The following is a 25865-nucleotide window of genomic DNA, read 5'->3' on the forward strand; positions in this document are numbered from 1 at the left end:
CGCGGCGGCGCCTGACAGGCGCCGGAACCGCGGCTGCAACGCGATTGGCGCGGCCGAGGCGCACGCCGGCATCGCCCCTGCCGCAGCCCGCCTCGACGGCCGACTGCGCAAGCCCGACCGGGTCAGCCGCGGTGCGGGACCCTCGTTGGCCCCGGCCACCAGGCCAGCAACGCCAGCCAGCCCCACCACAGCAGGAACACCAGCCGCTGCGCCAGCGCCGGCGACAGCAGCCGATCCAGCGCGAACGCGCCCAGTGTCACCAGCAGCGCCATCGCCAGCGCCAGCGCGGCCCAGCCGCGCGCGGCCGGATCGCGGCGCGCGCCCAGCCCCAGCAGGGCCGCGGCCGCCACCAGGGCCACCACCCACAGCAACCAGGCGCTGGCATGCAACTGGGTTGAGCGCGCGTCCAGGTCGGTCGGGTCCAGCGGCAGCAGGCCCATGCCGGCGAACGCCAGGCCGGCCAACAGCAGCAACTGCCCACCGACCCGCAGCGACCAGGGCGCATGGCGGCCGGCGCGGCGCAGCAGCCGCAGCGCCAGCGCCAGCGCCAGGCACCCGGGCAGCACGAATGCCAGCAGGTTGAATGCCCAGGCATGCGGGATGCCGCGCGCACCGAGCAGGGCCAGCGGATGCGACCACGGCAGATAGCCGGGCAGCACCGCGCCGAAGCCCAGCATCGCCGCCACCGCGGCTACCGCCAGCAGCGGCCCGATCCAGCGCACCCCCCGTTCGCTCACCTCGCCCATCCGTTACTTTCCTTTCGCGCCGCCACGGCGCCTGAAACCCGGCATTGTCGCCGCTGCGGCCGCGGCCAGCATCCGTGGCGCGACGCCGCCGCCCTTGCATCGGCGCCGCCGCGCCTCCATACAGAGCGTCCTCTCGCCTGCGATGACACTGCCCATGTCCGACACGCCCCACGTTTTCGACGCCAAGACCGAGACCTTCGAAGCCGACGTGCTGCAGCGCTCGCTGCAGACCCCGGTGCTGGTGGACTTCTGGGCGCCCTGGTGCGGCCCGTGCAAGACCCTGAGCCCGATCCTGGAAAAGCTGGCGGCCGAGTACAACGGCGGCTTCGTGCTGGCCAAGGTCGATGTGGACCAGGAGCAGCAGATCGCCGCGGCGTTCCAGATCCGCTCGGTGCCGACGGTGTTCCTGGTCAAGGGCGGGCAACTGGTCGACGGCTTCCCCGGCGCCCTGCCCGAGGGCCAGTTGCGCGAGTTCCTGACCCAGCACGGGATCGCGCCGCTGGCGGCGCAGGAACCGGCCGAGGACGTGCCGGCGGCGCCGCTGGATCCGCAGGCCGAGGTGCAGCGCCTGCGCGAGGCGGTGGCGGCCGAGCCGGACAAGGACGAACTGAAGCTGGATCTGGCCCTGGCCCTGGTCAAGGTCGGCGCCGCCGCCGAGGCCGAGACCCTGATCGACGCACTGCCGGCCAACCTGGCCACCGACGAGCGCGCGGTGCGGGCACGGGCGCGGCTGGGCTTTGTCGGCGCGCTGCAGGCCGCCCCGCCGCTGGAGACCCTGCAGGCCACGCTGGCGCAGGATCCGGGCGACCTGAAGGCGCGCTACCTGCTGGGCGTGCGCCACCTTGTCGGCGGCGACGACGCGGCCGCGCTGGAGCAGTTCCTGGAAATGCTGCGCCAGGACCGCACGTTCGAGGACGGCCTGCCCAAGAAGGCGCTGATCGATGCGTTCCGGGTGATCGAGGACGAGGACCTGGTCGGGCAGTACCGCCGCAAGATGTCCGCCCTGTTGTTCTGAGATTACAATCTCAGGTCCAGCGGCTGACTACGGCGTCTCCAGCCGCTGCGACGGACGGACGCGACCCGGCCTGACCCCAGGATGCCGCGATCAGGGACGAACGCTGCCTGCAGCCCCGCAGGCAGCGCCGGCCTGGTCTTTTGCCGGATGTATGCCGTGAACCAGTTCGATCGCCGCATGGCCTCGCCCACCCGCACCTCGTGGGCAGGCGCACGCAGGCTGGCCGGCCTGCTGTGCTGGATCGGCCTGCTGCTCGCCCCCACCGCGATGGCGCAGGACTGGCACTACCGGGTGCGCCCCGGCGATACGCTGTGGGATCTCGGGCGGCTGTATCTGCGTCCGGGCATGGACTGGACACGGTTGGGCCAGCACAACCAGGTCGCCGATCCGCAGCGGCTGGTGCCGGGATCGCGCCTGCGGTTTCCGATCGCCTGGCTGCGCGTGCAACCGGCGCCGGCGCGGCTGGTCGCTCTGCGTGGGCAGATCAGCGTGCAGACCGCCGACCAGGCAACGCTGTCGGCGCAGCAAGGCATGCCGCTGCCGATCGGCAGCGCGCTGCAGACCGGCGCCGACGCCAGCGCCACCGTGCAGTTCGCCGACGGTTCGCGCATGCAGCTGCGCGAGAACAGCCTGGTGCGCTTCGACCAGCTCGTCCGCTACGGCGCCACCGGCATGGTCGATACCCGGGTGCGGCTGGAGAAGGGCCGCACCAGCAACGACGTCATCCCCGCCACCGGGCCCGCCTCGCGCTACATCATCCAGACCCCGTCCAGCACCAGCAGCGTGCGCGGCACCCGCTTCCGGGTCGGCGCCGGCAGCGACAGCGCGTTCGCCAGCACCGAGGTGCTGCAGGGCGCGGTACGCGTCGCCGGCCAGGGCGGCCAGCGCCTGCTGCAGCCAGGCGAGGCGGCGCGGGTCGCCACCGGGTCGACGCCGCGCCAGGAAGCGCTACTGCCGGCGCCGACCCTGGACCTGGCGCACAGTCGCCTGCAGCGCCCGCCCTACCTGCTCGCCTGGGCGCCGCTGGCCGGCGCCAGCCACTACCGCCTCGAGGCGGTGGACGCGCAGCAACGCGAGGTGCTGCGCTTCGCCCAGGAAACCGAGGCCACCGCACTGGCGCTGGACGCGCTGCCGGCCGGCGACCTGCGGCTGCTGCTGCGCGGCGTCACCGCCAGCGGCGTGGAAGGCGAGGACGCCGAGCAGCCGCTGCAGGTCTCGGCCACGCCGCTGCCGCCGCTGACCGTGCAGCCGCTGCACGAGCAGCACCTGCGCATTGCGCGGCCGCGCTTCGCCTGGACCCGCAACCCGGAGGCCAGCAGCAGCGTGCTGCAAGTGGCGCGCGATGCGCAGTTCCAAGACCTGCTGCTGGAGCAGGAGACCGACGCGACCCATCTGCGCGCGCCGCAGCCCCTGCCGCCCGGCACCTACTTCTGGCGCCTCGCCTCGCGCGATGCGCAAGGCCGGCAAGGCCCGTTCGGGCAGGCACTGACGCTGCATCTCAGCGATACGCCGGTCGATCCTGGGCTGGTGCCGGCGCAGGCCGAGCGCGGCACGCTGACCCTGCGCTGGCAGCCGGATCCGGACGCGCGCCATTACCGGGTGCAGTTGGCGCGCGATCCCGGGTTCCGCCGCGGCCTGCTCGAACGCACCGTGACGCAGCCGCAGGTCGCGCTGCCGCGGCCGCGCCGCGGCACCTGGTACGTACGCATCCAGACCCTGGACGCCGACGGCGAGGCCGCGCCGTTCTCGACGCCGCAGACGCTGGACCTGCCCTGCCGCTACTGCAAGCTCGGCACGGCCGGCGGCGCGCTGCTGCTGTGGCTGGCGTTGTGAACGGCGCGCTGTTGCGACACGTGCTGGTGGCGCTCGCCGCGGCCGCACTGGCCGCGGCACTGAGCCTGGGCGATGTCACCGCGCGACTGGACAACGCGCTGTACGACGCGGCGATCGCGCAGGCGCCGCGCCCGGCCGATCCGCGCCTGCTGTTGATCGCCATCGACGACCGCAGCCTGCAGGCACTGGGCCAGTGGCCATGGCGACGCGACCTGCACGCGCGCCTGCTCGACCGGCTCAGCGCAGCGGGCACCGAGCGGGTGGCGCTGGACCTGCTGTTCAGCGAACCCGACCTGCAACACGCCGACGACGATGCGCGCCTGGCCGCGGCGCTGCGGCGCAATGGCCGCACCGTGCTGCCGGTGATCGGCAGCGCCAGCGGTGCGGACATGCCGCAGGAGCTGCTGCCGACCCCCGCCATCGCCACCGCCGCGGCGGCGCTGGCGCACACCGATCTCGCCGTCGATGCCGACGGCATCGCGCGCGGCGTCTACCTGCGCGCCGGGCTGGGCAGTGCGCACTGGCCGGCGCTGGCCGCGGCCCTCACCGGCCGCGTGCTGCCGCCGGCGCCGGCCACCACCGACGCGCCCTATGCCTGGCATCGCGCGGACTACGTCGGCCTGCGTTTCGCCGCGCCGTCGGCACCGTTCGCGCAGGTGTCCTACGTCGACGTCGTGCAGGGCCGGATTCCGCTGCAGTCGCTGCGCGGACGCCTGGCGATCGTCGGCGTCACCGCCACCGGCCTGGGGCAGCGGGTGATGACGCCGATGTCCGATGCGCGCTGGATGAGCGCGCCCGAATACCAGGCCAACGTCGCAGCGATGCTGTTGCGCGGCGACCCGATCCTGCCGTCGTCGCGCACTGCCCAGGTGGCCGGGTCCGCGCTGCTGGTGCTGCTGGCCTGCCTGGGCGCGCAGTGCGCCGGTGGGCGCCGACGGCGCTGGCTGGTGCCGCTGGCGAGCATGGCGGTGGTCGCCGGCGGCAGCCTGCTGTGGCTGCTGCTCGGCAGCCGCTGGTTCGCGCCAGGGGCGGCCCTGGTCGCCCTGGCCATCCTCGCCGCCGGCCAGTTGTACCTGCACGCGGCACGCTGGCGCCGCCAGGCGCATCGCGACGCCCTGACCGGGCTGGTGAACCGCCACGGCTTCGAACAGGCGTTCGCGCAGGCGCTGGACGAGGCGCGGCGCAGCGGCCGGCCGCTGACGCTGATCATCGTCGATGTGGATCATTTCAAGCGCTACAACGACACCCTGGGCCATCGCACCGGCGACCGCGCGCTGAAGCTGGTGGCCGCCGCGGTGGCGCGGCATGCGCGACATCCGCGCGAGGTCGCCGCGCGCTTTGGTGGCGACGAGTTCGCCATGATCCTGCCCGCCACCGATGCCGCCGATGCCGGCCGCATCGCCGCGGCGCTGGTCGAGGAGATCCGCGGGCTGTCGCTGCGCGCGCCGAACGGCAGCGTCGCCATCACCGCCAGCCTGGGCGTGCACAGCGCCACGGCGACAACGCTCACGTCGGAGCGCGCGTTCTTCGAATCCGCCGACGCGGCGCTGTACCGGGTCAAGCGCGACGGACGCGACGGCTACGCGCTCAGCGACGCGACAGCACACCATACGCATGCGTCTGGCACCCTGCCACACTCCGATCCACCCACCGCCACGCAATGAAGCCATCGCTGTTCCGCCTGGGCCTGAACCTGTGGCCGCCGTTCCTGTGCGCCGGCATCCATGTGACCGAACTGAGCGCGGACTACCGCCACGCGCGGGTCGAACTGCGCATGCGCCCGTGGAACCGCAACTACGTGGGCACCCATTTCGGCGGCAGCCTGTTCGCCATGACCGACCCGTTCTGGATGCTGCTGACCATGCAGAACCTGGGGCGCGACTACTACGTCTGGGACAAGGCCGGCAGCATCGAGTTCGTGCGCCCGGGCCGCGGCACGGTCAGCGCACAGTTCGATCTGGACCAGGCGCTGCTGGACGAACTGCGCGCGGCCACCGCCGGCGGCGACAAGCATCTGCGCTGGTTCGAGACCGACGTCGTCGACGCCCAGGGCGAGGTGGTGGCGCGGACGCGCAAGCAGTTGTACGTCAAGCGCAAGCCGCCGCGCTAGCGCGCCTGCCGCCCGCGTGTTCGCCAAGGCCGGCGCCGCCTCCGCGCAGGCCGACACACATCGCATGCGATCCCGGCCGCGCCGTCAGCGTGCGCGGCGCCGCGAGGCGGGCCGCATGGGCGGGGCCCGGCCCAATCGCAGCTGCACGGCCGCGCCGCGAGACCATGCGGCGCCGCACCAACGGCCATCACGCGCCGCTACACTACGCGGATGTCGCCCGATCTCTCCGCTCCCGCCCCCCGCCCGTCCCTGCAACGGCTGTTCTTCACCGGCCTGCTGACCCTGTTGCCGATCTGGCTGACCTGGGTCGTGGTCAAGTTCGTGTTCGTGCTGCTCTCGGGCATCAGCAGCCCCTGGGTGGTGCCGCTGTCGGCGCGCATCGCCGCCTCGTTCCCGCGCGAGCTGGGCTGGGCCACCGCGCAATGGGTGCAGAACACCATCGCCCTGATCGCCACCCTGGCGGTGATCCTGCTGGTGGGCATCCTCAGCCGGCGCATGATCGGCCAGCGCCTACTGCGCTGGTTCGAGGCCGTGATGCGCCGCATCCCGCTGGCCAGCGTGGTCTACGACAGCGTGCGCAAGCTGGTGGACATCCTGCAGACCCAGCCCGGCAGCACCCAGCGCGTGGTGCTGATCGACTTCCCGCACCGGGACATGAAGTCGGTGGGCCTGGTGACGCGTGTGATCAAGGAACACGGCACCGGCCGCGAGCTGGCAGCGGTGTATGTGCCGACCACGCCCAACCCGACCTCCGGTTACCTGGAGATCGTGCCGGTGGAATTGCTCACGCCCACCGACTGGAGCGTGGACCAGGCCATGAGCTTCATCATCTCCGGCGGCGCGGTATCGCCGGAGAGCGTGCCCTTCACCCGCACCGTGGACCGCTGACGCCGATGCGCCGCGGCACGCTCGACGATCGCGCGGTCCGGCTGTTCATCGCCCTGGCGGCGTTCTTCTGCGTCAACGCCGCGCTGGCCGAGTTCATCGGGGTCAAGATCTTCGCTCTGGAAGACACCCTGGGCATCGCGCCGCTGAACTGGAACCTGTTCGGGCAGACCGGCTCGATGAACTTCACCGCCGGCACCCTGCTGTGGCCGCTGGTGTTCATCCTCACCGACACCATCAACGAGTTCTTCGGCCGCCGTGGCGTGCGCTTCATCTCCTGGCTGGCGGTGGCGCTGATCGGCTACGGCTTCCTGTTCGCGTTCGCCGCGATCGCGCTGGCCCCGGCCGGCTTCTGGATCACCGCGGCGCAACACCAGGGCGTGCCCGACTACCAGGCCGCGTTCGCCGCGGTGTTCGGCCAGGGCATGTGGACCATCGCCGGCTCGCTGGTCGCGTTCATGGCCGGCCAGCTGATCGACGTGGCGGTGTTCCACCGCATCCGCAGCGTGACCGGCGAGAAGCACGTGTGGCTGCGCGCCACCGGCTCCACCGCGGTCTCGCAGCTGATCGACAGCTTCGTGGTGATCTACATCGCCTTCGTGCTCGGCCCGCAGCACTGGTCGATGCCGCTGTTCCTGGCGGTGAGCACGCTGAACTACATCTGCAAGATGCTGCTGGCGGTGCTGCTGATCCCGTTGCTGTACCTGATGCGGCGGCTGATCACCGACTACCTGAGCCCCGAACGCGCCGAACAACTGCGCGAGGAAGCCGCCGCCGACTGAACGCCGGCACACGCGCGAGCGCCCCGCACGCGCTTGCGCGCGGCCGTCGTGCAGCGCCGCAGACGCCGGTGCCGCCTGGCCCGTCGCGGCACGGCGCCCGCCCGCGACAGGGCGTTGGGCGCCCGCAGGCAGCGGCCATGGGTGGCCTCGGCGGTGCGGATCGGGCAAGCTCCCCGCTCGCTTGTCGTTGGAGCCCGCAATGCCGCCCCGCTTTTCCCGCCTGCTGTCCCTGGCCATCGCCACCGCCCTGAGCCTGTCGCTGGCGGCCCCGGCGGACGCGGCCAAGAAGAAGGCCACCAAGCAGACCACCGCGCAGACCCGCGCCAAGGCGAGCAAGGCCCGCAAGGCGCGGCCGGCGCCGGCCCCGGTGGTGCTGACCAAGGCGCAGCAACTGAACCGGCTGTACGACGACTACTGGGAAGCCTCGCTCAAGCTCAATCCGCTGCAGGCGACCTTCCAGGGCGACAGCCGCTACAACGACCAGTTGCCGAACTTCCTCTCGGCTGCGTTCCGCCAGCAGTCGCACGACTTCACCGTGGAGTGGCTGGGCAAGGCCGAGGCGATCGGCAAGGATGGCCTGACCGGGCAGGACCTGCTCAGCTACGAGATCTTCGTCGGCGACGCACGCAATGCGCTGGAGGCGGAGAAGTACCCGAGCTGGATGCAGCCGGTGAACCAGTTCTACAACGTCGGCAGCATCATGGTGATGCTCGGCTCCGGCACCGGCGCGCAGCCGTTCCGCACGGTCAAGGACTACGACAACTGGTCGCGGCGCGCGCTCGGCATTCCGGCGCTGTTCGACCAGGCCATCGCCAACATGCGCGAAGGCATGAAGGCCGGCGTGGTGCAGCCGCGCGCGCTGATGGAGAAGGTGCTGCCGCAGTTGGATGCGATCATCAAGCCCACCGCCGAGGAGAGCCTGTTCTGGGGCCCGGTGCGCAACCTGCCGGCGGACATCCCCGAGGCCGAGAGGCAGCGCATCACCGCCGAGTACAAGCGCATGATCGAGTACCGGATCATGCCCGCCTACCGCTCCCTGCGCGGCTTCATCGCCACCGAATACCTGCCGGCCACGCGCAGCACCGCCGGCGTCGGCGCCCTGCCCGGCGGCGATGCCTGGTACGCCTGGAACGTGCGCCAGAGCACCACCACCGACCTGACCCCCGCCCAGATCCACCAGATCGGCCTGGACGAAGTGGCGCGCATCCAAGGCCAGATCCAGGCAGTGATGAAGCAGGTGCGCTTCCGCGGCTCGATGCAGAAGTTCTTCAAGTTCATGCAGACCGACAAGCGCTTCACCTTCAAGAGCGAGGACGAGCTGCTGACCTACTACCGCGGGCTGGAAGGCCGGGTCGACGCGGCGGTGCCGCGCATGTTCTCGCTCAAGCCCAAGGCCGCGTTCGAGATCCGCCCGGTGGAGCCGTATCGCGCGCAGTCGGCGGCCAGCGGCTCGTACATGCGCCCCAGCGAGGACGGTCGCCCCGGCATCTTCTACGTCAACACCTACGACCTGCCCAGCCGCAAGACCTGGGATGCGGAAGACCTGTACCTGCACGAGGCCATTCCCGGCCACCACTTCCAGCTCGGCCTGCAGCAGGAGTTGACCAACCTGCCCAAGTTCCGCCGCTTCGGCGGCGAGACCGCCTTCATCGAAGGCTGGGGCCTGTACGCCGAATCGCTGGGCAAGGACCTGGGCCTGTACCAGGATCCCTACAACTATTTCGGCTACCTGCAGAACGAGCTGTGGCGCGCGATCCGCCTGGTGGTGGACACCGGCGTGCACAGCAAGGGCTGGACCCGCGAGCAGGTGATCGACTACATGCTGCAGAACTCGGCCACCAGCCGCACCGACGCCGAAGCCGAGGCCGAGCGCTACATGGCCATCCCCGGCCAGGCGCTGTCCTACAAGATCGGCGAGATGAAGATCATGCAGCTGCGCGACTACGCGCGCGCGCAACTCGGCGACAAGTTCGATATCCGCGAATTCCATGCCGAAGTGCTGAAGGACGGCTCGGTGCCGCTGAACGTGCTGCAGGAAAAGATCGAGCGCTGGGTGGCGAGCAAGAAGCAGGGGTGAGCGGGAAGCCGCTCCTCCCGCGGAATAGGCGACCTGAGACGTCGCGGGATCGTGGTAGGAGCGGCTTCAGCCGCGATGGGGCCTTCCTGGTGAAGCCCGGTCGCGGCTGAAGCCGCTCCTACGGGAAAGCAGCAGCCGCAGGGAGGCAGATAGCACGCCAGTTCCACTAGGACATGAGCGCGCACGAACCCATTGTGGGAGGGACTTCAGTCCCGACGCGTTGTAGTGAACGGCGTCGGGACTGAAGTCCCTCCCACAGTGCAGTTCCCTGGCATGCCGGCTGCTGCAAGTGCAGCGCGACGGCAGTGGGAACTGCAGCGATGTCCCGTTGATGCAATGGCCATCCCGTTGCGCCCATTCCACTCGGTGCGGATCGCACACCCGTTCCATCAGGGCACTGGGCGCATGAACCCCTTGTGGGAGGGACTTCAGTCCCGACGCGTTGCAGTGAAGGGCGTCGGGACTGAAGTCCCTCCCACAAACGGCCAAGGCGACTGACCAGCGCCGACACCCACTGAAAACCGACGGCGAAGCCATCGGGCAGTCGCGTGCAAGGCGACCCGCCCTCTCTAAGACGATGCCAGACGCCGCGCCAGCTGCGCGATGTCCCGCGGCGTGGTGCGGCAGCAGCCGCCGATCAGGCGGGCGCCGGCCGCACGCCAGGCGGCGAGGTGGTCGACCAGGGTGCCGGCATCGGCGCTGTCGGCCTGCCAGCATTTGCGCTCGGCGTCGTAGCGCTCGCCCGCGTTCGGATACACCACCAGCGGCAAGCGCGTCAGCGTCGCCAGATGACGCAACGCCGCAGTGGCCAGCGACGGCGCGACGCAGTTGACGCCGAGCGCGACCACCTGCGGGTGGCCTTCGAGCAACGCCACCACCTCGCGCAACGGCGTGCCGTCGCTGAGGTGGGCTGCATCGCGCAGGGTGCAGGCGAACCAGGCGACAATTCGAGGAAACTCCTCCAGCACCTGCAGCAAGGCCGCCATTTCCGCAAAGGACGGCTGCGTTTCGCAGGCCAGCAACTCCACGCCGGCCGCGACCAGGGCCGCGATGCGCGGGCGATGGAAATCGCGCATTCGCGCCGGCGTCAGCACATAGTCGCCACGGTACTCGGACCCGTCGGCCAGATATGCACCATACGGACCGACCGAGCCGGCGACCAGCAAGGGGCCCGCCTGCGGATGCAGCGCGAGTTGCGCCTGCCGTGCCTGCTGCGCCAGTTCGACGCTGCGCGCGATCAAGCGTTGCGAGTGCGCGAGGTCGATCCCGCGCGCGGCGAAGCCCGGCGGCGTGGCCTGGTAGCTGGCGGTGATCGCGCACTGCGCACCGGCGGCGAAATAATCCTGGTGCACCTGGCGGATCAGGTCCGGTTGTTCCAGCAGGATCTTCGCCGACCACAGCGGATCGCGCAGATCGCAGCCGCGACGCTCCAGTTCGGTGGCCAGCGCGCCGTCGAGCACCAGGCACCGGTCCTCGGCCAGCAGCGCGGCGAGCGGGTTGTGCGGCATGGCGCGGCCTCGCAGCGACGGAATGCGCAGTGTCGCAGACGGCACGCGCAGCGGTGCGGCCGCACCGCTGCGCTATGCTTCTTCCATGGATTGCCCCGTTTCGCTCGCCCCGACTCAGCGCATGACCTTCACGACGCTGACCCCGATGCTGCGCTGTGCCGACCTGACCACGGCACTGGCGTTCTATACCGAAACCCTGGCGTTTCGCCTCGAGGGCGGCGCAGTGGCGACGGGCTGGGTGTCGCTGCGGCACGGCCCGTTGGCACTGATGCTGGCCGCGCACCACACAGAGGCCGACACCTCCATTGCCAGCGCCGCCTGCTCGCTGTACTTCCGCACCGACGAGGTCGATGCCTGGTGGCAGCGGCTGCATCCGCATGGGCGCATCGTCTATCCGTTGCAAGACTTCGACTACGGCATGCGCGAGTTCGCGATCCGCGATGCGGACGGCCATGTACTGCAGTTCGGCCAGGCGCTGTGCCGATGAGCCTGACCCTGGACGGCCTGCACCACGTGGCGATCATCGCGTCGGACTACGCGCGGTCCAAGGACTTCTATTGCCGCATCCTGGGCCTGGCGGTGATCGCCGAGGTCTACCGCGACGCGCGCGACTCCTGGAAACTGGATCTGGCCCTGCCCGACGGCAGCCAGATCGAACTGTTCTCGTTCCCCGCGCCACCGCCGCGACCGAGCCGTCCGGAAGCCTGCGGGCTGCGCCACCTGGCGCTGCGCGTGCGCGACCTGGACGCAGCCGTCGCGCACCTGCAGGCGCACGGCGTGGAAGTCGAACCGATCCGCGTGGACGAGTACACCGGCCGCCGCTTCACCTTCTTCGCCGACCCCGACGACCTGCCGCTGGAATTGTACGAGCACGGCTGAACGCCGGCGGCCGACCACGCTGAACCGCATGCCGCAGTGCGGATTCCCAGCACCATACGCTTGGGTATACAGTCGGATCAGGCCGGCATCGCGCCGGCCGCACCGGACATCCCTCGGGAGGGGAACATGCGCACGACCTTCAAGACCCTGATGCTGGCCCTGCCGCTGAGCGCGGCGGCATTCATGGCGCACGCCGCCGACACCTCGCCGGTCGGCCGCTGGCAGACCATCGACGACGAAACCGGCAAGCCCAAGTCGATCGTGCAGATCGAACAGGCCGCCAACGGCACGCTGAGCGGCAAGGTGGTCGAGATCCTGCAGTCCAACCACGGCCCCAACCCGATGTGCGACAAGTGCGACGGCGAACGCAAGGGCAAGCCGATCAAGGGCATGACCATCCTGTGGGGCCTCAAGCCCGACGGCACCGCGGTGTGGGACGGCGGCTCGGTCCTGGACCCGGCCAAGGGCAAGACCTACAAGGCCAAGGTCACCCTCACCGATGGCGGCAAGAAGCTGCAGATGCGCGGCTATATCGGCATTGAGGCCCTGGGCCGGACGCAGACCTGGATCAGGGAGTGACGGAAGCCGGGATTCGGCAGTCGGGATTGGGGATTCGCAGAAGCGGTGTCGCTGCCTGATTTCCATTCTGCAAACACTCTATTGAAGGCGCCTGCAAGGGCGCCTTTTTAATGGGCGCGCGGATTTGCAGACGCCGACCAAGCGCTTGACCAATCCCGACTCCCCAATCCCGAATCCCTGCTCCATGCAATAATCCCCGGCCCCCAGCATCGCCGGCCGCCATGACCACCGCTCTCGTCACCACCGCCCTGCCCTATGCCAACGGACCGCTGCATCTGGGGCATCTGGTCGGCTACATCCAGGCCGACATCTGGGTGCGCGCGCGGCGGCTGCGCGGCGACCGCACCTGGTTCGTGTGCGCCGACGACACCCACGGCACGCCGATCATGCTCGCCGCGGAGAAAGCCGGGGTCACCCCGGAGAGCTTCATCGCCGCCATCCAGGCCAGCCACGAGCGCGATTTCGCCGCGTTCGGCGTGGCCTTCGACCATTACGATTCGACCAACTCGGCGGCCAACCGCGCCCTGACCGAGGCGTTCTACGCCAAGCTCGACGCCGGCGGCCACATCGCGCGGCGCTCGGTGGCGCAGTTCTACGACCCGGCCAAGGGCATGTTCCTGCCCGACCGCTACATCAAGGGCATCTGCCCGAACTGCGGCAGCGCCGACCAGTACGGCGACAACTGCGAGGTCTGCGGCGCCACCTATTCCCCGACCGAACTGAAGGAGCCGAAGTCGGTGATCTCCGGCGCCACGCCGGAGCTGCGCGATTCGGAGCACTTCTTCTTCGAGGTCGGCCGCTTCGACGGCTTCCTGCGGCAGTGGCTGGCCGGCGACGTCGCCCTGCCCGGGGTCAAGGCCAAGCTGATGGAATGGCTGGACAGCGAAGGCGGCCTGCGCGCCTGGGACATCTCCCGCGACGCGCCGTACTTCGGCTTCCAGATCCCGGGCCAGCCGGGCAAGTATTTCTACGTGTGGCTGGACGCGCCGATCGGCTACCTGAGCAGCTTCCAGACCCTGTGCGCGAGCCTGGGCGAAGCGTTCGAGCCGCACCTGGCCGCCGGCACCGCCACCGAGCTGCACCATTTTATCGGCAAGGACATCGTCAACTTCCACGGCCTGTTCTGGCCGGCGGTGCTGCACGGCACCGGCCACCGCGCGCCGACCCGGCTGCACGTCAACGGCTACCTGACCGTCGACAGCGCCAAGATGTCCAAGTCGCGCGGCACCTTCGTCATGGCCCGCACCTACCTGGACGTGGGCCTGGAGCCGGAAGCGCTGCGCTATTACTTCGCGGCCAAGTCGTCCGGCGGCGTCGACGATCTCGACCTGAACCTGGGCGACTTCGTGGCGCGGGTCAATGCGGACCTGGTCGGCAAGTTCGTCAACCTGGCCAGCCGCTGCGCCGGCTTCATCGACAAGCGCTTCGGCGGCACGCTCGCCGACGCGCTGCCGGACCCGGCGCAGTACGCGCGCTTCGTCGCCGCGCTGGCGCCGATCCGCGAGGCCTACGAGCGCAACGACCCGGCCAGCGCGATCCGCCAGACCATGGCCCTGGCCGACGAGGCCAACAAGTACATCGACGAACACAAGCCCTGGGTGCTGGCCAAGCAGGACGGCGCCGAGGCGCAACTGCAGGCCGTGTGCACGCAGGGCCTGAACCTGTTCCGGGTGCTGGCCGCCGCACTCAAGCCGGTGCTGCCGCGCACCTGCGCCGAGGCCGAGGCGTTCCTGTCGGCCCCGCTCGGCGCCTGGGACGACCTCGACGCCCCGCTGCTGGCGCACGTGATCCAACCCTACGCCCCCCTGTTCACCCGTATCGACCCCAAGCTGCTCGACGCCATGACCGACGCCTCCAAGGACACCCTCGCACCCGCCCCGGCCGCAACCAAGCCGGCACCGGCCAAGACCGAAACGAAGGTCGCTGCGCATCCCGAATCCCCACTCCCCACTCCCGGCGTCATCGGCATCGACGACTTCGCCAAGCTCGACCTGCGCATCGGCAAGGTACTGGCCTGCGAGTTCGTCGAAGGCTCGGACAAGCTGCTGCGCTTCGAACTGGACGCCGGCGAGCTGGGCAAGCGGCAGATCTTTTCCGGCATCCGCGGCAGCTACGGCGAACCGGAAAAGCTGGTCGGCCGCAACGTGGTGTTCATCGCCAACCTCGCCCCGCGCAAGATGCGCTTCGGCCTCAGCGAAGGCATGATCCTGTCGGCCGGCTTCGACGGCGGCGCCCTGGCCCTGCTCGACGCGGATAGCGGCGCGCAGCCCGGCATGCCGGTGCGTTGACGGCGGGGATTGGGGAGTCGGGATTGGGGATTGGTTGAGCCACTCTCGGCGCCGATGGCCCATGACGCGGTGACGAATCCCCAATGCCGAATCCCCAATCCCTCGCTCTCTTCGATTTCGACCACACGGTCACCACCGCCGATACCTATTCGGGATTCCTGCGCCGTGTGGCCACGCCGGCGCAGCAGGCGCGGGCGCGCTGGGCGGTCGGGCCGTGGCTGGCCGGCTATCGGCTGGGCCTGGTGTCGGCGGCGACGTTGCGCACGCGGGTCACCCGGCTGGTGTTCGCCGGCCGCGACGCAGACGAGATCGCCCGCGAGGCCGAGCACTATGCGCAGCAGGCGCTGCCGCCGCTGCTGCGACCGGACATGATGCAGCGGATCGCCTGGCACCAGGCCCAGGGGCACAGCGTGGCGCTGGTCTCCGGTTCGCTGGATCTGTATCTGCGGCCCTGGTGCACGCAACATGGGCTGGGCCTGATCTGCAACCGCCTGGAAGTGCAGGATGGGCGCCTGACCGGCCGCTATCGCCACGGCGACTGCGGCCCCCGCAAGGCCGCGCTGATCCGCATGCAGTACGACCTGAACGCTTATCGGCGCATCTATGCGTACGGCGACAGCCGCGAGGATCGGCCGATGCTGGCGCTGGCGCACGAGCGCTGGTACTGCGGGCGCCGGATCGCCTGAGCCGATGACGCTGCGCCAGCCACCGCCGCCCCTGCCGTCCGCTGCGCAGCGCATGGCCGCCTCCGCGGCACGCCGCGACGCCGAGGCGACGCCACCGCGCGACCGCAGCGCGGTCATCGCCTTGTCGATCGTGGCGCTGGCGATCCTGCTCGGCATCGCATTCGCCATCAGCGTGTGGGGGTGGCGCGCCTACCCCGCGGCGCGCAGCGACGATGCCTGGGTGGCGAGGCCGGCGTCGCGCCCCGCTGGCGCCATGCCCGGCGCGCCGGCCGCCGTCTCCACGCATGCGCCCAAGGACGACGCGATCACGGTGATCGCCCGGTTCCGCGAGGACGTGCTGCCGGCGATCCGGGTCGGCCAGGCCGCGCAGGTGCGCCTGGCCGACGGTGCGGGGATGACCTGGGTCGGTCACGTGCAGGCGATCGGCGCCACCGTGCAGGAGGCGGACGTGCCGCTCGACACGACAGCGCAGGCCGGCAACCATGTCCGGCGCGTGCAGCGGCAGCCGGTGCGGATCGTGCTGGACCGCGCGCAGGCCGCGCCCGCCAGGCTGGAACCGGGCATCGCGGTCCAGGTCGTGATCGACACCTACAGCGCGCGCTAGGCTCGGGCAGCAGCGGACGCCGCGCTACACTCTGCCGGCTGGCCACGCCGGCGCTTCCGCTTCTCCACCCCTGCTCCTCGCCGTGCGCTACCGTGCGCCGCCTCCGCCATGACGCCCGCCCACGCCGCCCTGCTCGAACGCCTCGATCGCCTGCTGCCGCAGACCCAATGCGGCCAGTGCGGGTTCGACGGCTGTCGTCCCTATGCCGAGGCGATGGCTGCCGGCACGGCGCAGGTGGACCGCTGCCCGCCCGGCGGCGATGCCGGCGCGCGCGCCCTGGCGCGGGTGCTCGGCGTCCCCGCCCTGCCCTACGACCGCAGCCGCGGCACGCACGCGCCGCCGCAGGTGGCCTGGGTGGTCGAAGCCGACTGCATCGGCTGCACCAAATGCATCCAGGCCTGCCCGGTGGACGCCATCGTCGGCGGCGCCAAGCACATGCACACGGTGCTGGCGCCCTTGTGCACCGGCTGCGCACTGTGCCTGCCGGCCTGCCCGGTGGATTGCATCGTCCTGCGCTGAGACAGCCGCTTCAGCGCGGCCGCCACGGCGGGCGCATCCGGATCGGCACCCGCCGCGTATGTCCTGGTGTCATCCCACCGGAGCGCCGTGCATGCCGACGTCGACCGCCGCCTTCCCGCTCATCCGAGCGCACCTGCCGCTGGCCCTGGCCCTCGGCACCGCCGCCCTGGTCGCCGCCGCGCCTGCGCAGGCGATGCTGCACTACGAGGGCATCGCCTATGCCGCCGACGGCAAACAGGTGCTGTACCGCGAAAGCCACTGGGTCCGCGAAGATGGCGCGCGCCTGGTGCTGTACCAGTGCACCGACGGCGCCGCGTTCGCGCGCAAGCGCGTGGACGACGGCAGCGCCGCGCCGGACTTCGAACTGATCGATGCGCGCAGCGGCTACCGCGAGGGCGTGCGCCGCAGCGGCAGCGGGCGCGAGATGTTCAGTCAGGCCAAGGGCCAGGCCGAGCGCCGCGCGCCGCTGCCCAAGAGCCCCGATGCGCAGGTGATCGACGCCGGTTTCGACGCCTACCTGCGCCAGCGCTGGGACAGCCTGGGCAGCGGCGGGCCGCAGCGCATCGCCTTCGTGCTGCCCAGCGAACTGCGCACGCTCGACTTCCGCATCACCCCAGGCCCGGCCGATGCCGAGGTGCAGCGCTACACCCTGAGCCTGGCCGCCTGGTATGGCACGCTGCTGCCCGACCTCAGCGTCGCCTACACGCGCAAGGACCGGCGTCTGCTCGAATTCCGCGGTGTCGGCAACATCCGCGACGCGCGCGGCCGCTACCCGAGCGTGCGCATCGACTTTCCCGAACGCCTGCGCGGCCAGGCCGACGATGGCGCCTGGCAGCAGGCGCTGCAGCAACCCCTGGTCGCGCAATGCAGCGCGCGCTGAGCCGCGCCGCCAGCGCATTCACGTCGGCCCCCGCCGCACCCGCTACAACCATGCCTGCGCATCGCCCGCGCATCGACGAGGACACCTCATGGCCAAGGCCTACCTGTGGTTCAACGCCGCGCTGTACGCGCTCCTGGCCGTCTGGTGCACGCTGTTGCCGGCGCAGACCGCCGCGGCGGTGGGCTATGTCGGCCTGGACCGCTCCGGCCAGTCCGAATACCTGGTCATCTACGGCGGCCTGCAGTTGGGCATGGCCTTCCTGTTCGGCTACTTCGCCCGCACCGGACAACTGCGCACCGGCCTGCTCCTGGCGCTGGCGTTCTACGTGCCCATCGTGCTCTACCGCAGCGCCAGCCTGCTGCGGCTGTGGCCGGTCGGCCCGACCACGACCGGCCTGGCCGCGTTCGAGATCGTCCTGCTGCTCACCGCACTCGTGCTGTGGCGGCGCCAGCGCGCCTGAGCGACGGGCGCGGCGAAAGCCTGTAGGATCGCGCCGACCTTCGCCACCGTCTCCCGGCATGACCGAGTCGCCCGATCACGACGAAGCAGGACAATTGCTGGTGGCCACCGCCACCGGCGACAGCGCCGCGTTCGAACGCCTGTATCGCACCACCTCCTCGCGCCTGTTCGGCGTGTGCCTGCGCATCGTGCCGCAGCGCGGCGAAGCCGAGGACGTGCTGCAGGAAGTGTTCTCCTCGGTCTGGCGCAAGGCCGCGCAGTTCGACCCGCAGCGCGCGCGCGGCCTGACCTGGCTGACCATGATCGCCCGCAACAAGGCCATTGACCATCTGCGCGCACGCGCACCGGCGCGGCAGTCGGTGGCGCTGGACGATGCCGGTGAACTGCAGGACGAAGGCCGCGATCCGCTCGCCGATACCGAGTGGCGGGTGGCCGGTCGGCGCCTGGACGTGTGCATGGGCGAACTGGAGCCGCCGCGCGGCGACTTGATCCGCACCGCGTTCTTCGAAGGCATCACCTACGAAGAACTGGCGCAGCGCAGCGGCACGCCGTTGGGCACGGTCAAGAGCTGGATCCGTCGCGGCCTGGCCAAACTGAAAGCGTGCCTGGAACGATGAACGCCTCCGTGCCCGATCCGCAGGAAACCCCGCCGCCGCGCGACGTGCTGGCCGGCGAGTACGTGCTCGGCGTGCTCGACGCGCAGGAGCGCCGCGCCGCCGAAGCACGCATCGACAGCGACCGCGAATTCGCCGCGGCCGTACTGCAATGGCAGCAACACCTGATGCCGCTGGCCGACGAGATCGCCCCGGTGGCGGTGCCCGAGCGCGTATGGGTCCGCATCCGCGCTTCGCTGGGCCTGGATGCGCCGGCGCCGCGCACGCGCCCCGCCGCACCCGGGTTCTGGGACAGCGTGCGGACCTGGCGCTGGCTCAGCGCCGGCGGCTTCGCCACCGCCACGGCCTGCCTGCTGGCGCTGCTGCTGGCGCGTGCGCCGGTGCCGCCGCCGGCCGCGCAGCCGCCGCCGGTCGCCACCACCACCACGCCCAAGCCCAGCGGCATCGCGATGACCTCCACGCTGATGCAGGACGACGGCAAGCCCGGCTACGTGGCGCTGATGGACGCCGACAAGCGCAGCATCACCCTCACCCCGCTGGCCGGCACCCGCGACGCCGACCGCGTGCCGGAACTGTGGCTGATCCCGGCCGACGGCAAGGCGCGCTCGATGGGCGTGTTCGACGAGGCCAAGGCGCGCGTGGCACGCATTCCCGATGCGCTGATGCCCTTGCTCAGCGACGGCGCGGTGCTGGCGGTGACCATGGAACCGCCCGGCGGCGCGCCCGGCGGCGTGGCCACCGGTCCGGTCGTGGCCAAGGGCGGCATCAGCACGCTGCAGTTGGCGCCGTAGACATCTCTCCCTTCTCCCGCCGGGAGAAGGTGCCCCGAAGGGGCGGATGAGGGTACGGGCGAAGCCTCGTACAGCGTCCGGCAGCGCAAGTTGGATGCGCGAGGGCTTCGCTCCGTACCCTCACCCCAACCCCTCTCCCGCCGGGAGAGGGGCAATGACGCCTCAGCACACTGCAGCTGGCGCCGTAGACAACCTCTTCTCCCATAGGGACCGCGGATTTCCTTCTCCCGTCGGGAGAAGGTGCCCCAAAGGGGCGGATGAGGGGACGGGCGAAGCCTCGTACAGCGTCCGGTAGCGCAAGTTGGATGCGCGAGGGCTTCGCTCCGTACCCTCACCCCAACCCCTCTCCCGATGGGAGAGGGGCAATGACGCCTCAGCACACTGCAGCTGGCGCCGTAGACAACCCTTCTCCCATCGGGACCATGGATTCCCTTCTCCCGTCGGGAGAAGGTGCCCCGAAGGGGCGAATGAGGGGACGGGCGAAGCCTCGTACAGCGTCCGGCAGCGCAACTTGGATGCGCGAGGGCTTCGCTCCGTACCCCCACCCCAACCCCTCTCCCGATGGGAGAGGGGCAGTGCACCACGCACCTTGCACGCGCCGCGGAGAGATCGGGCCGCGGTCAGGCTATGCCGCGCTCGTCTACAAGAACCGGGCGCGCATTCACCCGCCCACCACTCGTGCGCAGGCAACATCCCCGCCGCCATCGCGCATCCGCACGACAGCCAGATCTTCCGATTCGTGCGACGCCTGCGCTGCGCCGTCGTGGCCGCCATGCCGCGCCCGCAGCCGTGCAGGGGAAATGCGACGCGGGTGCATCCGTCTTCCGGTTTCGCCCGTATCGCTCCCAAGTCCCCCCATGAGACGCGCTTGTGCCGAGTCCCGTTCCGGAACCCAGCCCTTCCACAACGCCACCTGCGCCGCGTGGCCGCATCCTGCGCACCTTGCGGCGCTGGTTCGACACCAGTGCCGAGATCGAGCTGGATCCGGCGCGTGCCGACCGCATCGACTGGCTGCGTGCCGCGCCCTACATCGGCCTGCACCTGGCGTGCCTGGGCGTGTTCTGGGTCGGTGTGTCGTGGTTCGCCGTCGGCATGGCGGTGGCGATGTACGCGGTGCGCATGTTCGCGCTCACCGGCTTCTACCATCGCTATTTCGCGCACCGCGCGTTCAAGACCTCGCGCCCGGTGCAGTTCCTGTTCGCCGCGATCGGCGCCACCTGCGTGCAGCGCGGGCCGCTGTGGTGGGCCGCCCACCACCGCAACCATCATCGCCATACCGATACCCCGGCCGATCCGCATTCGCCGCGCCAGCATGGCTTCTGGTGGAGCCATAGCGGCTGGTTCCTGACCCCACGCGGCTTCCGCACCGACTGGGAGGCGATCCCGGACCTGCGCCGCTTCCCCGAACTGCGCTTCCTCGACCGCTTCGACCTGTTGCTGCCGGTGCTGCTGGCGCTGGCGCTGTTCCTGCTCGGCGAGTGGCTGCAGCAGCACGTGCCGCAGCTCGGCACCGACGGCCCGCAGTTGCTGGTGTGGGGCTTCTTCGTCTCCACCGTGGCGCTGTTCCATGCCACGTTCACCATCAACTCGCTGGCGCACCGCTTCGGCAGCCGCCGCTTCGACACCCGCGACGACAGCCGCAACAACCTGTGGCTGGCGCTGCTAACCTTTGGCGAAGGCTGGCACAACAACCACCATTTCTTCCCCGGCGCCGCGCGCCAGGGCTTCCGCTGGTGGGAGCTGGACCTGACCTGGTACGGCCTGAAGGCGCTGTCGTGGACCCGCGTGATCCGCGAGCTCAAGCCGGTGCCGGCCGGGCTGGTGCGTGCGCAGGCGCGTGCCCGATGAGCCGGATCGCGGTGGTGGGCTCGGGGATCGCCGGCCTCGGCGCGGCGTGGCTGCTGTCGCAGCGCCACGAGGTGACGCTGTACGAAGCGGCCGACTATCTCGGCGGCCATACCCATACCCATGCGATCGAACTGGACGGCGCGGAGTACGCGGTGGACAGCGGCTTCATCGTGTTCAATCCGGAGCACTACCCGCTGCTGAGCGCGCTGTTCGCGCGGCTCGGCGTCGAGTCGCAGCCGACCACGATGAGTTTCTCTGTGCACGAAGAGCGCACCGGGCTGGAGTACAACGCCGGCACGCTCGATGGGCTGTTCTGCCAGCGCCGCAATCTGCTGTCGCCGCGCTTCTGGCGCATGCTGCGCGATCTGCGGCGGTTCTACCGGGAGGCGCCACAGGTGCTGCACGACGCCTCGCTGGCGCAGCTCACCCTCGGCGACTTCCTGCAGCGCCACCGCTACTCCGAGGTCTTCCGCGACGCGCACCTGGTGCCGATGGCCTCGGCGCTGTGGTCCTCGCCGTCGCGGCAGATCCTCGATTTCCCGATGCGCCAGCTGATCGGCTTCATGGCCAATCACCATATGCTGCAGGTCAGCGGCCGCCCGCAGTGGCGGGTGGTGCGCGGCGGCTCTAACAGCTACGTGCGTGCGCTGCGCAGCCGCTGGCGCGTGCGCGAGCGACTGGGCACGCCGGTGCGCGCGCTGCAGCGCACGGCCCACGGCAGCGTCGCGATCGCCTGCGATGCCGACACCCAGCAGTACGACCATGCGGTGTTGGCCTGCCACGCCGACGACGCGCTGCGCCTGCTGACCGACCCCAGCGACGCGGAAACCGCGATCCTCGGCGCGATCGGCTATCAGGACAACGAGACCGTACTGCACACCGATGCGCGCGTGCTGCCGCGCGACCGCCGCGCCTGGGCCGCCTGGAACGCGCATGTACCGGCGGATCCGGACGCGCCGTGCACGGTCAGCTACTGGATGAACGCGCTGCAGTCGCTGCAGGCGCCGCAGCCGTTCATCGTCAGCCTCAACCGCACGGATGCGATCGATCCGGCCAAGGTGCTGCGGCGCATGCGCTACCGGCATCCGCTGCAGACCCAGGCATCGGTGGCGGCGCAGGCGCGCAAGGGCGAGATCCAGGGCCAGCGCAATACCTGGTTCGCCGGCGCCGGCTGGGGCTTCGGCTTCCATGAGGATGGCCTGCGCAGCGCGGTCGACGTCGCCGCCGCGCTGGGGGTACCCTGGTCATGACGCTGATGCGCCGTGCTGCCGTGCCCGCCCCGCCGACTGGCGCCGTCTCGACAACGTCGGCGGCGGCGGGCGCGACCCTGCATGGCCTGCACAGCGCGGTGTACACCGGCTGGGTGCGGCATCGCCGTTACGCGCCGAAAGCGCTGGCGTTCCGCTATCCGCTGTTCCTGCTGTACCTGGACCTGGACGAACTGGAGCAGGTGTTCGCGCGGCGCTGGCTGTGGTCGGTGAACCGGCGCAACCTGGCCGAGTTCCGCCGCAGCGACTACCTGGGCGACCCCGCGCAGCCGCTGGACGAAGCGGTACGCGACCGCGTGCAGCAGCACACCGGCGAGCGTCCGCTGGGCCCGGTGCGCATGCTCACCCACCTGCGCTACTTCGGCCACTGCTTCAATCCGGTCACGTTCTACTACTGCCACGACGCGCAGCAGCGCCTGCACAGCATCGTCGCCGAGATCACCAACACGCCGTGGCGGCAGCGCCACGCCTACGTGCTGCCGATGGCCGAGGCGCGCAGTCACGGCACCACGCACGCCTGGCGCTTCGCCAAGCGCTTCCACGTCTCGCCGTTCATGGCGATGGCGCACACGTACGCCTGGCGCTTCAGCGAACCCGGCGCGCAACTGCGCGTGCACATGGACGTGCTCGATCCCACGCCGGCGGCGACGCGACGGCGTTTCGACGCCACCCTGGTGCTCGAACGCCGTGCCCTCGATGGCGCCAGCCTGGCGCAGGCGCTGCTGCGCTATCCGGCGATGACCCTGCAAGTCATGGCCAAGATCCACTGGCAGGCGCTGCGGCTGTGGCTGCGCGGCAACCCGGTGCACGACCACCCCGACCACTCCCTTCCGCGAGAACGCCGATGAACGCTCCGCACGCGCCCTCTTCCGCCGCCGCGCTGGCCCCTGCCGCACCGCCGCTGCGCGGGCTCGACCGCCTGCTGCGGCAGCGCCTGCTCGCCACCCTGGATGGCCTGCGCGAGGGCCAGTTGCGCATCGAGGAAGCCGGCACGCTGACCACGCTGGGCGATCCCAGCGTCGGCGCCGACACGCTGCAGGCGCATCTGCGCATCCACGACCCGCGCTTCTACCGCCAGGCCGCGCTCAACGGCAGCGTCGGCGTCGGCGAGGCGTACATGGACGGCCTGTGGGACTGCGACGACCTGGTCGCACTGGTACGCCTGCTGGTGCGCAACCGCGACCGCCTGGACGCGATGGAAACCGGCCTGGCCCGGCTCGGCGGCCTGGCGATGCGCGGCCTGCACGCGTTCGCGCGCAACACGCGTGCCGGCAGCCGCCGCAACATCGCCGCGCACTACGACCTGGGCAACCAGCTGTTCGAGCTGTTCCTGGATCGCAACCTGATGTACTCCTCGGCGATCTTCCGCGACGCCGACGCCACCTTGGGCGAGGCCGCGCTGGAACGCGCCGCCGAACGCAAGCTGCAGCGCATCTGCGCCAAGCTCGACCTGCAGCCGCACCACCACCTGGTCGAGATCGGCACCGGCTGGGGCGGCTTCGCGCTGCACGCGGCCAAGCACCACGGCTGCCGCGTCACCACCACCACCATCTCGCGCGAGCAGTACGAACTGGCCCGGCAGCGCATCGCGGCCGCCGGGCTGTCGGACCGGGTCGAGGTGCTGCTGCGCGACTATCGCGATCTCGACGGCCGCTACGATCGCCTGGTCTCGATCGAGATGATCGAGGCGATCGGCCATCAATACCTGGATACCTACTTCGGCAAGGTCGGCAGCCTGCTCAAGGACGACGGCCAGGCGCTGATCCAGGCCATCACCATCGAGGATCACCGCTACGCGCAGGCGCTGAAGTCGGTGGACTTCATCAAGCGCCACATCTTCCCGGGCAGCTTCATCCCCTCGGTGGCGGCGATGACCGGTGCGATCGGCCGCGCCAGCGACCTGCGCCTGTTCAACCTCGAAGACATCGGCCCCAGCTACGCGCTGACCCTGCGCGCCTGGCGCGAGCGCTTCATGGCCAGGCTGCCGCAGGTGCGCGCGCTCGGCTACGACGAACGCTTCATCCGCATGTGGGAGTTCTACCTGGCCTACTGCGAAGGCGGCTTCCTGGAGCGCTCGATCGGCGACGTGCACCTGTGGCTGAGCAAGCCGCGCGCACGGCCGGCGCAGTTCGCGCCGGCGCTGGCGGGCGACGCATGAGCAACCTGATCAACTACCTCGCCCTGCAGGGGCTGTGGCTGGCCGCCGTCGTCGGCGCCGCGCACGGCTTGGCCTGGGCCGGCCCGGCGGCGCTGGCGCTGTTCGCGCTGTACCAGTTGCAGCCGCGCCGCCGCGCCCGCGGCGACGCCGCGCTGATCGCCCTGGCGTTGCCGCTGGGCGCCGGTGTCGATGCCGCCATGCGCGCCGGCGACTGGGTGCGCTACGCCGCCGCGCCGCCGGCACCGTGGCCGCCGCTGTGGATCCTGGCGCTGTGGGCCGGCTTCGCGCTGACCTTCCAGCACTCGCTGGCCTGGGTGATGCGCCATCCCTGGCGCGCGGCGCTGTTCGGCGCCACCGCCGGCCCGCTGGGCTATGTGCTGGCCGCGCGCGGCTGGCAGGCGGTGACGCTGGTGGCGCCCATGCCGCAACCGCTGCTGGCGCTGGCTGTGGGCTGGGCCGCGGCGCTGACATTGCTGAGCCTGGCGACGCGGCGCCTGCTGGTCGCCACGCCGGCGCTGCCGGCCACCGGAGCGGTGCGATGAACGCCTGGCCGCTCCTGCATGTAGGCATCTTCACCGTGCTGGTCATGCTCGCCGGCTGGGCCTGGCAGCGACATACCAGCAATGCCGGCGTGGTCGATGTGCTGTGGTCGGCCTGCATGGCGCTGACCGCGGTGTACTGCGCCTGGCGCGCCGATGGCGCGCTGCTGCCGCGGGTACTGACCGCGGTGCTGGGCGGGCTGTGGGGCGCGCGCCTGGCCTGGCATCTGGGCGTACGCGTGTTCGGCGATGCGCACGAAGACGGCCGCTATCGTGCCCTGCGCGAGCACTGGCACGGCGACCAGCGCAAGTTCCTGGCGTTCTTCCTCGGCCAGGCGCTGGTGGTGCTGGCGTTCGCGGTGCCGCTGTCGGTGGCCGCGCACAATCCGCAGCCGCAGTGGAGCGTGTGGACCGCGTTGGCGGTCGCGACCTGGCTGATCGCGGTGGGCGGGGAAAGCCTGGCCGACCGGCAACTGGCCGCGTTCCGCACCGACCCCGCGAACAAGGGCAAGACCTGCCGCCAAGGTCTGTGGCGCTATTCGCGGCATCCGAACTACTTCTTCGAATTCGTGCACTGGTTCGCCTACGTGTTCCTGGCAGTGGGCAGCGGCGCGCTGTGGGTCGGCGTGGCCGCGCTGGGCCCGCTGCTGATGTTCGCCTTCCTCTATCGCGTCACCGGCATTCCCTACACCGAACAGCAAGCACTGCGCTCGCGCGGCCACGACTACGCCGACTACCAGCGCAGCACCAGCGCCTTCTTCCCCATGCCGCCGCGGCACTGAGCCGCGCCAGGAGAT

Annotated in this window: 26 protein-coding genes; 24 read left to right on the top strand and 2 right to left on the bottom strand. The window is 70.7% G+C overall.

Going from position 1 to position 25865, the window contains the following annotated elements; translation table 11 throughout:
* Nucleotides 1-122: 122 nt before the first annotated feature.
* A complete protein-coding gene (locus tag PIQ37_RS09940) occupies nucleotides 123-746 on the bottom strand; it encodes a DUF998 domain-containing protein (RefSeq protein WP_342073341.1) in 624 nt (207 codons plus the stop codon).
* A gap of 154 nt (nucleotides 747-900) precedes the next feature.
* Between PIQ37_RS09940 and trxA the strand changes: the two genes are divergently transcribed.
* The 7 genes from trxA (at nucleotide 901) to PIQ37_RS09975 (ending at nucleotide 9448) form a co-directional block, all read left to right on the top strand.
* Nucleotides 901-1761: a thioredoxin gene (gene trxA / locus PIQ37_RS09945; RefSeq protein ID WP_342073342.1), complete on the top strand. Its 861-nt coding sequence runs from the start codon at nucleotides 901-903 to the stop codon at nucleotides 1759-1761.
* A gap of 156 nt (nucleotides 1762-1917) precedes the next feature.
* Nucleotides 1918-3594, top strand: a complete 1677-nt coding sequence (locus tag PIQ37_RS09950; protein WP_342073343.1) for a FecR family protein — start codon at nucleotides 1918-1920, stop codon at nucleotides 3592-3594.
* Entirely contained in the window at nucleotides 3591-5258 is a 1668-nt protein-coding gene (locus PIQ37_RS09955; protein ID WP_342073344.1) for a sensor domain-containing diguanylate cyclase, read from the top strand. Before PIQ37_RS09950 ends, PIQ37_RS09955 begins: the two co-directional genes overlap by 4 nt.
* The gene (locus PIQ37_RS09960; RefSeq protein ID WP_295913265.1) at nucleotides 5255-5704 is read left to right on the top strand and encodes a DUF4442 domain-containing protein; all 450 of its coding nucleotides are present in this window, start codon (nucleotides 5255-5257) and stop codon (nucleotides 5702-5704) included. Before PIQ37_RS09955 ends, PIQ37_RS09960 begins: the two co-directional genes overlap by 4 nt.
* Before the next feature lie 210 nt (nucleotides 5705-5914).
* Nucleotides 5915-6592 (top strand): DUF502 domain-containing protein, encoded by a 678-nt coding sequence (locus tag PIQ37_RS09965; protein ID WP_342073345.1) that lies wholly within the window; start codon nucleotides 5915-5917, stop codon nucleotides 6590-6592.
* Between the two features lie 5 nt (nucleotides 6593-6597).
* The gene (locus tag PIQ37_RS09970) at nucleotides 6598-7371 is read left to right on the top strand and encodes a queuosine precursor transporter (protein ID WP_407136585.1); all 774 of its coding nucleotides are present in this window, start codon (nucleotides 6598-6600) and stop codon (nucleotides 7369-7371) included.
* A gap of 199 nt (nucleotides 7372-7570) precedes the next feature.
* Nucleotides 7571-9448 (top strand): DUF885 domain-containing protein, encoded by a 1878-nt coding sequence (locus tag PIQ37_RS09975; RefSeq protein WP_342073346.1) that lies wholly within the window; start codon nucleotides 7571-7573, stop codon nucleotides 9446-9448.
* Nucleotides 9449-10017: 569 nt separating this feature from the next.
* Here the strand turns inward: PIQ37_RS09975 and mmuM are convergent.
* Nucleotides 10018-10956, bottom strand: coding sequence for a homocysteine S-methyltransferase (mmuM, locus tag PIQ37_RS09980; RefSeq protein ID WP_342073347.1), 939 nt, complete (start codon nucleotides 10954-10956; stop codon nucleotides 10018-10020).
* 121 nt (nucleotides 10957-11077) lie between these two features.
* Between mmuM and PIQ37_RS09985 the strand changes: the two genes are divergently transcribed.
* The 17 genes from PIQ37_RS09985 to PIQ37_RS10065 all read left to right on the top strand — a co-directional run bounded on the left by PIQ37_RS09985 (nucleotide 11078) and on the right by PIQ37_RS10065 (nucleotide 25850).
* Nucleotides 11078-11443, top strand: a complete 366-nt coding sequence (locus tag PIQ37_RS09985; protein WP_342073348.1) for a VOC family protein — start codon at nucleotides 11078-11080, stop codon at nucleotides 11441-11443.
* 2 nt (nucleotides 11444-11445) lie between these two features.
* A complete protein-coding gene (gene gloA2, locus PIQ37_RS09990) occupies nucleotides 11446-11835 on the top strand; it encodes an SMU1112c/YaeR family gloxylase I-like metalloprotein (protein WP_342073453.1) in 390 nt (129 codons plus the stop codon).
* 126 nt (nucleotides 11836-11961) lie between these two features.
* Entirely contained in the window at nucleotides 11962-12414 is a 453-nt protein-coding gene (locus PIQ37_RS09995; protein ID WP_017910211.1) for a DUF2147 domain-containing protein, read from the top strand.
* Nucleotides 12415-12635: 221 nt separating this feature from the next.
* A complete protein-coding gene (metG, locus tag PIQ37_RS10000; RefSeq protein ID WP_342073349.1) occupies nucleotides 12636-14702 on the top strand; it encodes a methionine--tRNA ligase in 2067 nt (688 codons plus the stop codon).
* A gap of 83 nt (nucleotides 14703-14785) precedes the next feature.
* Entirely contained in the window at nucleotides 14786-15388 is a 603-nt protein-coding gene (locus PIQ37_RS10005) for an HAD family hydrolase (protein WP_342073350.1), read from the top strand.
* A 4-nt stretch (nucleotides 15389-15392) separates the two neighbouring features.
* Nucleotides 15393-15992 carry an HlyD family secretion protein gene (locus tag PIQ37_RS10010; protein WP_342073351.1) on the top strand — a complete coding sequence of 200 codons (600 nt, stop codon included), beginning with the start codon at nucleotides 15393-15395 and terminating at the stop codon, nucleotides 15990-15992.
* A gap of 108 nt (nucleotides 15993-16100) precedes the next feature.
* A complete protein-coding gene (rnfB, locus tag PIQ37_RS10015) occupies nucleotides 16101-16511 on the top strand; it encodes an Rnf electron transport complex subunit RnfB (RefSeq protein WP_342073352.1) in 411 nt (136 codons plus the stop codon).
* 91 nt (nucleotides 16512-16602) lie between these two features.
* Nucleotides 16603-17391 (top strand): hypothetical protein, encoded by a 789-nt coding sequence (locus PIQ37_RS10020; RefSeq protein WP_342073353.1) that lies wholly within the window; start codon nucleotides 16603-16605, stop codon nucleotides 17389-17391.
* A gap of 88 nt (nucleotides 17392-17479) precedes the next feature.
* A complete protein-coding gene (locus tag PIQ37_RS10025; RefSeq protein WP_043092665.1) occupies nucleotides 17480-17851 on the top strand; it encodes a hypothetical protein in 372 nt (123 codons plus the stop codon).
* Nucleotides 17852-17909: 58 nt separating this feature from the next.
* The gene (locus PIQ37_RS10030) at nucleotides 17910-18467 is read left to right on the top strand and encodes a sigma-70 family RNA polymerase sigma factor (RefSeq protein WP_017917756.1); all 558 of its coding nucleotides are present in this window, start codon (nucleotides 17910-17912) and stop codon (nucleotides 18465-18467) included.
* Nucleotides 18464-19255 carry an anti-sigma factor gene (locus PIQ37_RS10035; protein WP_342073354.1) on the top strand — a complete coding sequence of 264 codons (792 nt, stop codon included), beginning with the start codon at nucleotides 18464-18466 and terminating at the stop codon, nucleotides 19253-19255. Before PIQ37_RS10030 ends, PIQ37_RS10035 begins: the two co-directional genes overlap by 4 nt.
* An 870-nt stretch (nucleotides 19256-20125) precedes the next feature.
* A complete protein-coding gene (locus PIQ37_RS10040; protein ID WP_026143427.1) occupies nucleotides 20126-21103 on the top strand; it encodes an acyl-CoA desaturase in 978 nt (325 codons plus the stop codon).
* Nucleotides 21100-22353: an NAD(P)/FAD-dependent oxidoreductase gene (locus PIQ37_RS10045; protein ID WP_342073355.1), complete on the top strand. Its 1254-nt coding sequence runs from the start codon at nucleotides 21100-21102 to the stop codon at nucleotides 22351-22353. Before PIQ37_RS10040 ends, PIQ37_RS10045 begins: the two co-directional genes overlap by 4 nt.
* Nucleotides 22350-23219, top strand: coding sequence for a DUF1365 domain-containing protein (locus PIQ37_RS10050; RefSeq protein WP_342073356.1), 870 nt, complete (start codon nucleotides 22350-22352; stop codon nucleotides 23217-23219). Before PIQ37_RS10045 ends, PIQ37_RS10050 begins: the two co-directional genes overlap by 4 nt.
* Nucleotides 23216-24529: a cyclopropane-fatty-acyl-phospholipid synthase family protein gene (locus PIQ37_RS10055; RefSeq protein WP_342073357.1), complete on the top strand. Its 1314-nt coding sequence runs from the start codon at nucleotides 23216-23218 to the stop codon at nucleotides 24527-24529. The genes PIQ37_RS10050 and PIQ37_RS10055 overlap by 4 nt, the downstream gene beginning before the upstream one ends.
* A complete protein-coding gene (locus PIQ37_RS10060) occupies nucleotides 24526-25071 on the top strand; it encodes a DUF2878 domain-containing protein (RefSeq protein WP_342073358.1) in 546 nt (181 codons plus the stop codon). Before PIQ37_RS10055 ends, PIQ37_RS10060 begins: the two co-directional genes overlap by 4 nt.
* Nucleotides 25068-25850, top strand: coding sequence for a DUF1295 domain-containing protein (locus tag PIQ37_RS10065; RefSeq protein WP_342073359.1), 783 nt, complete (start codon nucleotides 25068-25070; stop codon nucleotides 25848-25850). The genes PIQ37_RS10060 and PIQ37_RS10065 overlap by 4 nt, the downstream gene beginning before the upstream one ends.
* Nucleotides 25851-25865: the final 15 nt, after the last annotated feature.

The sequence above is a fragment of the Xanthomonas protegens genome (assembly GCF_038442435.1).
Taxonomy (GTDB): domain Bacteria; phylum Pseudomonadota; class Gammaproteobacteria; order Xanthomonadales; family Xanthomonadaceae; genus Xanthomonas_A; species Xanthomonas_A sontii.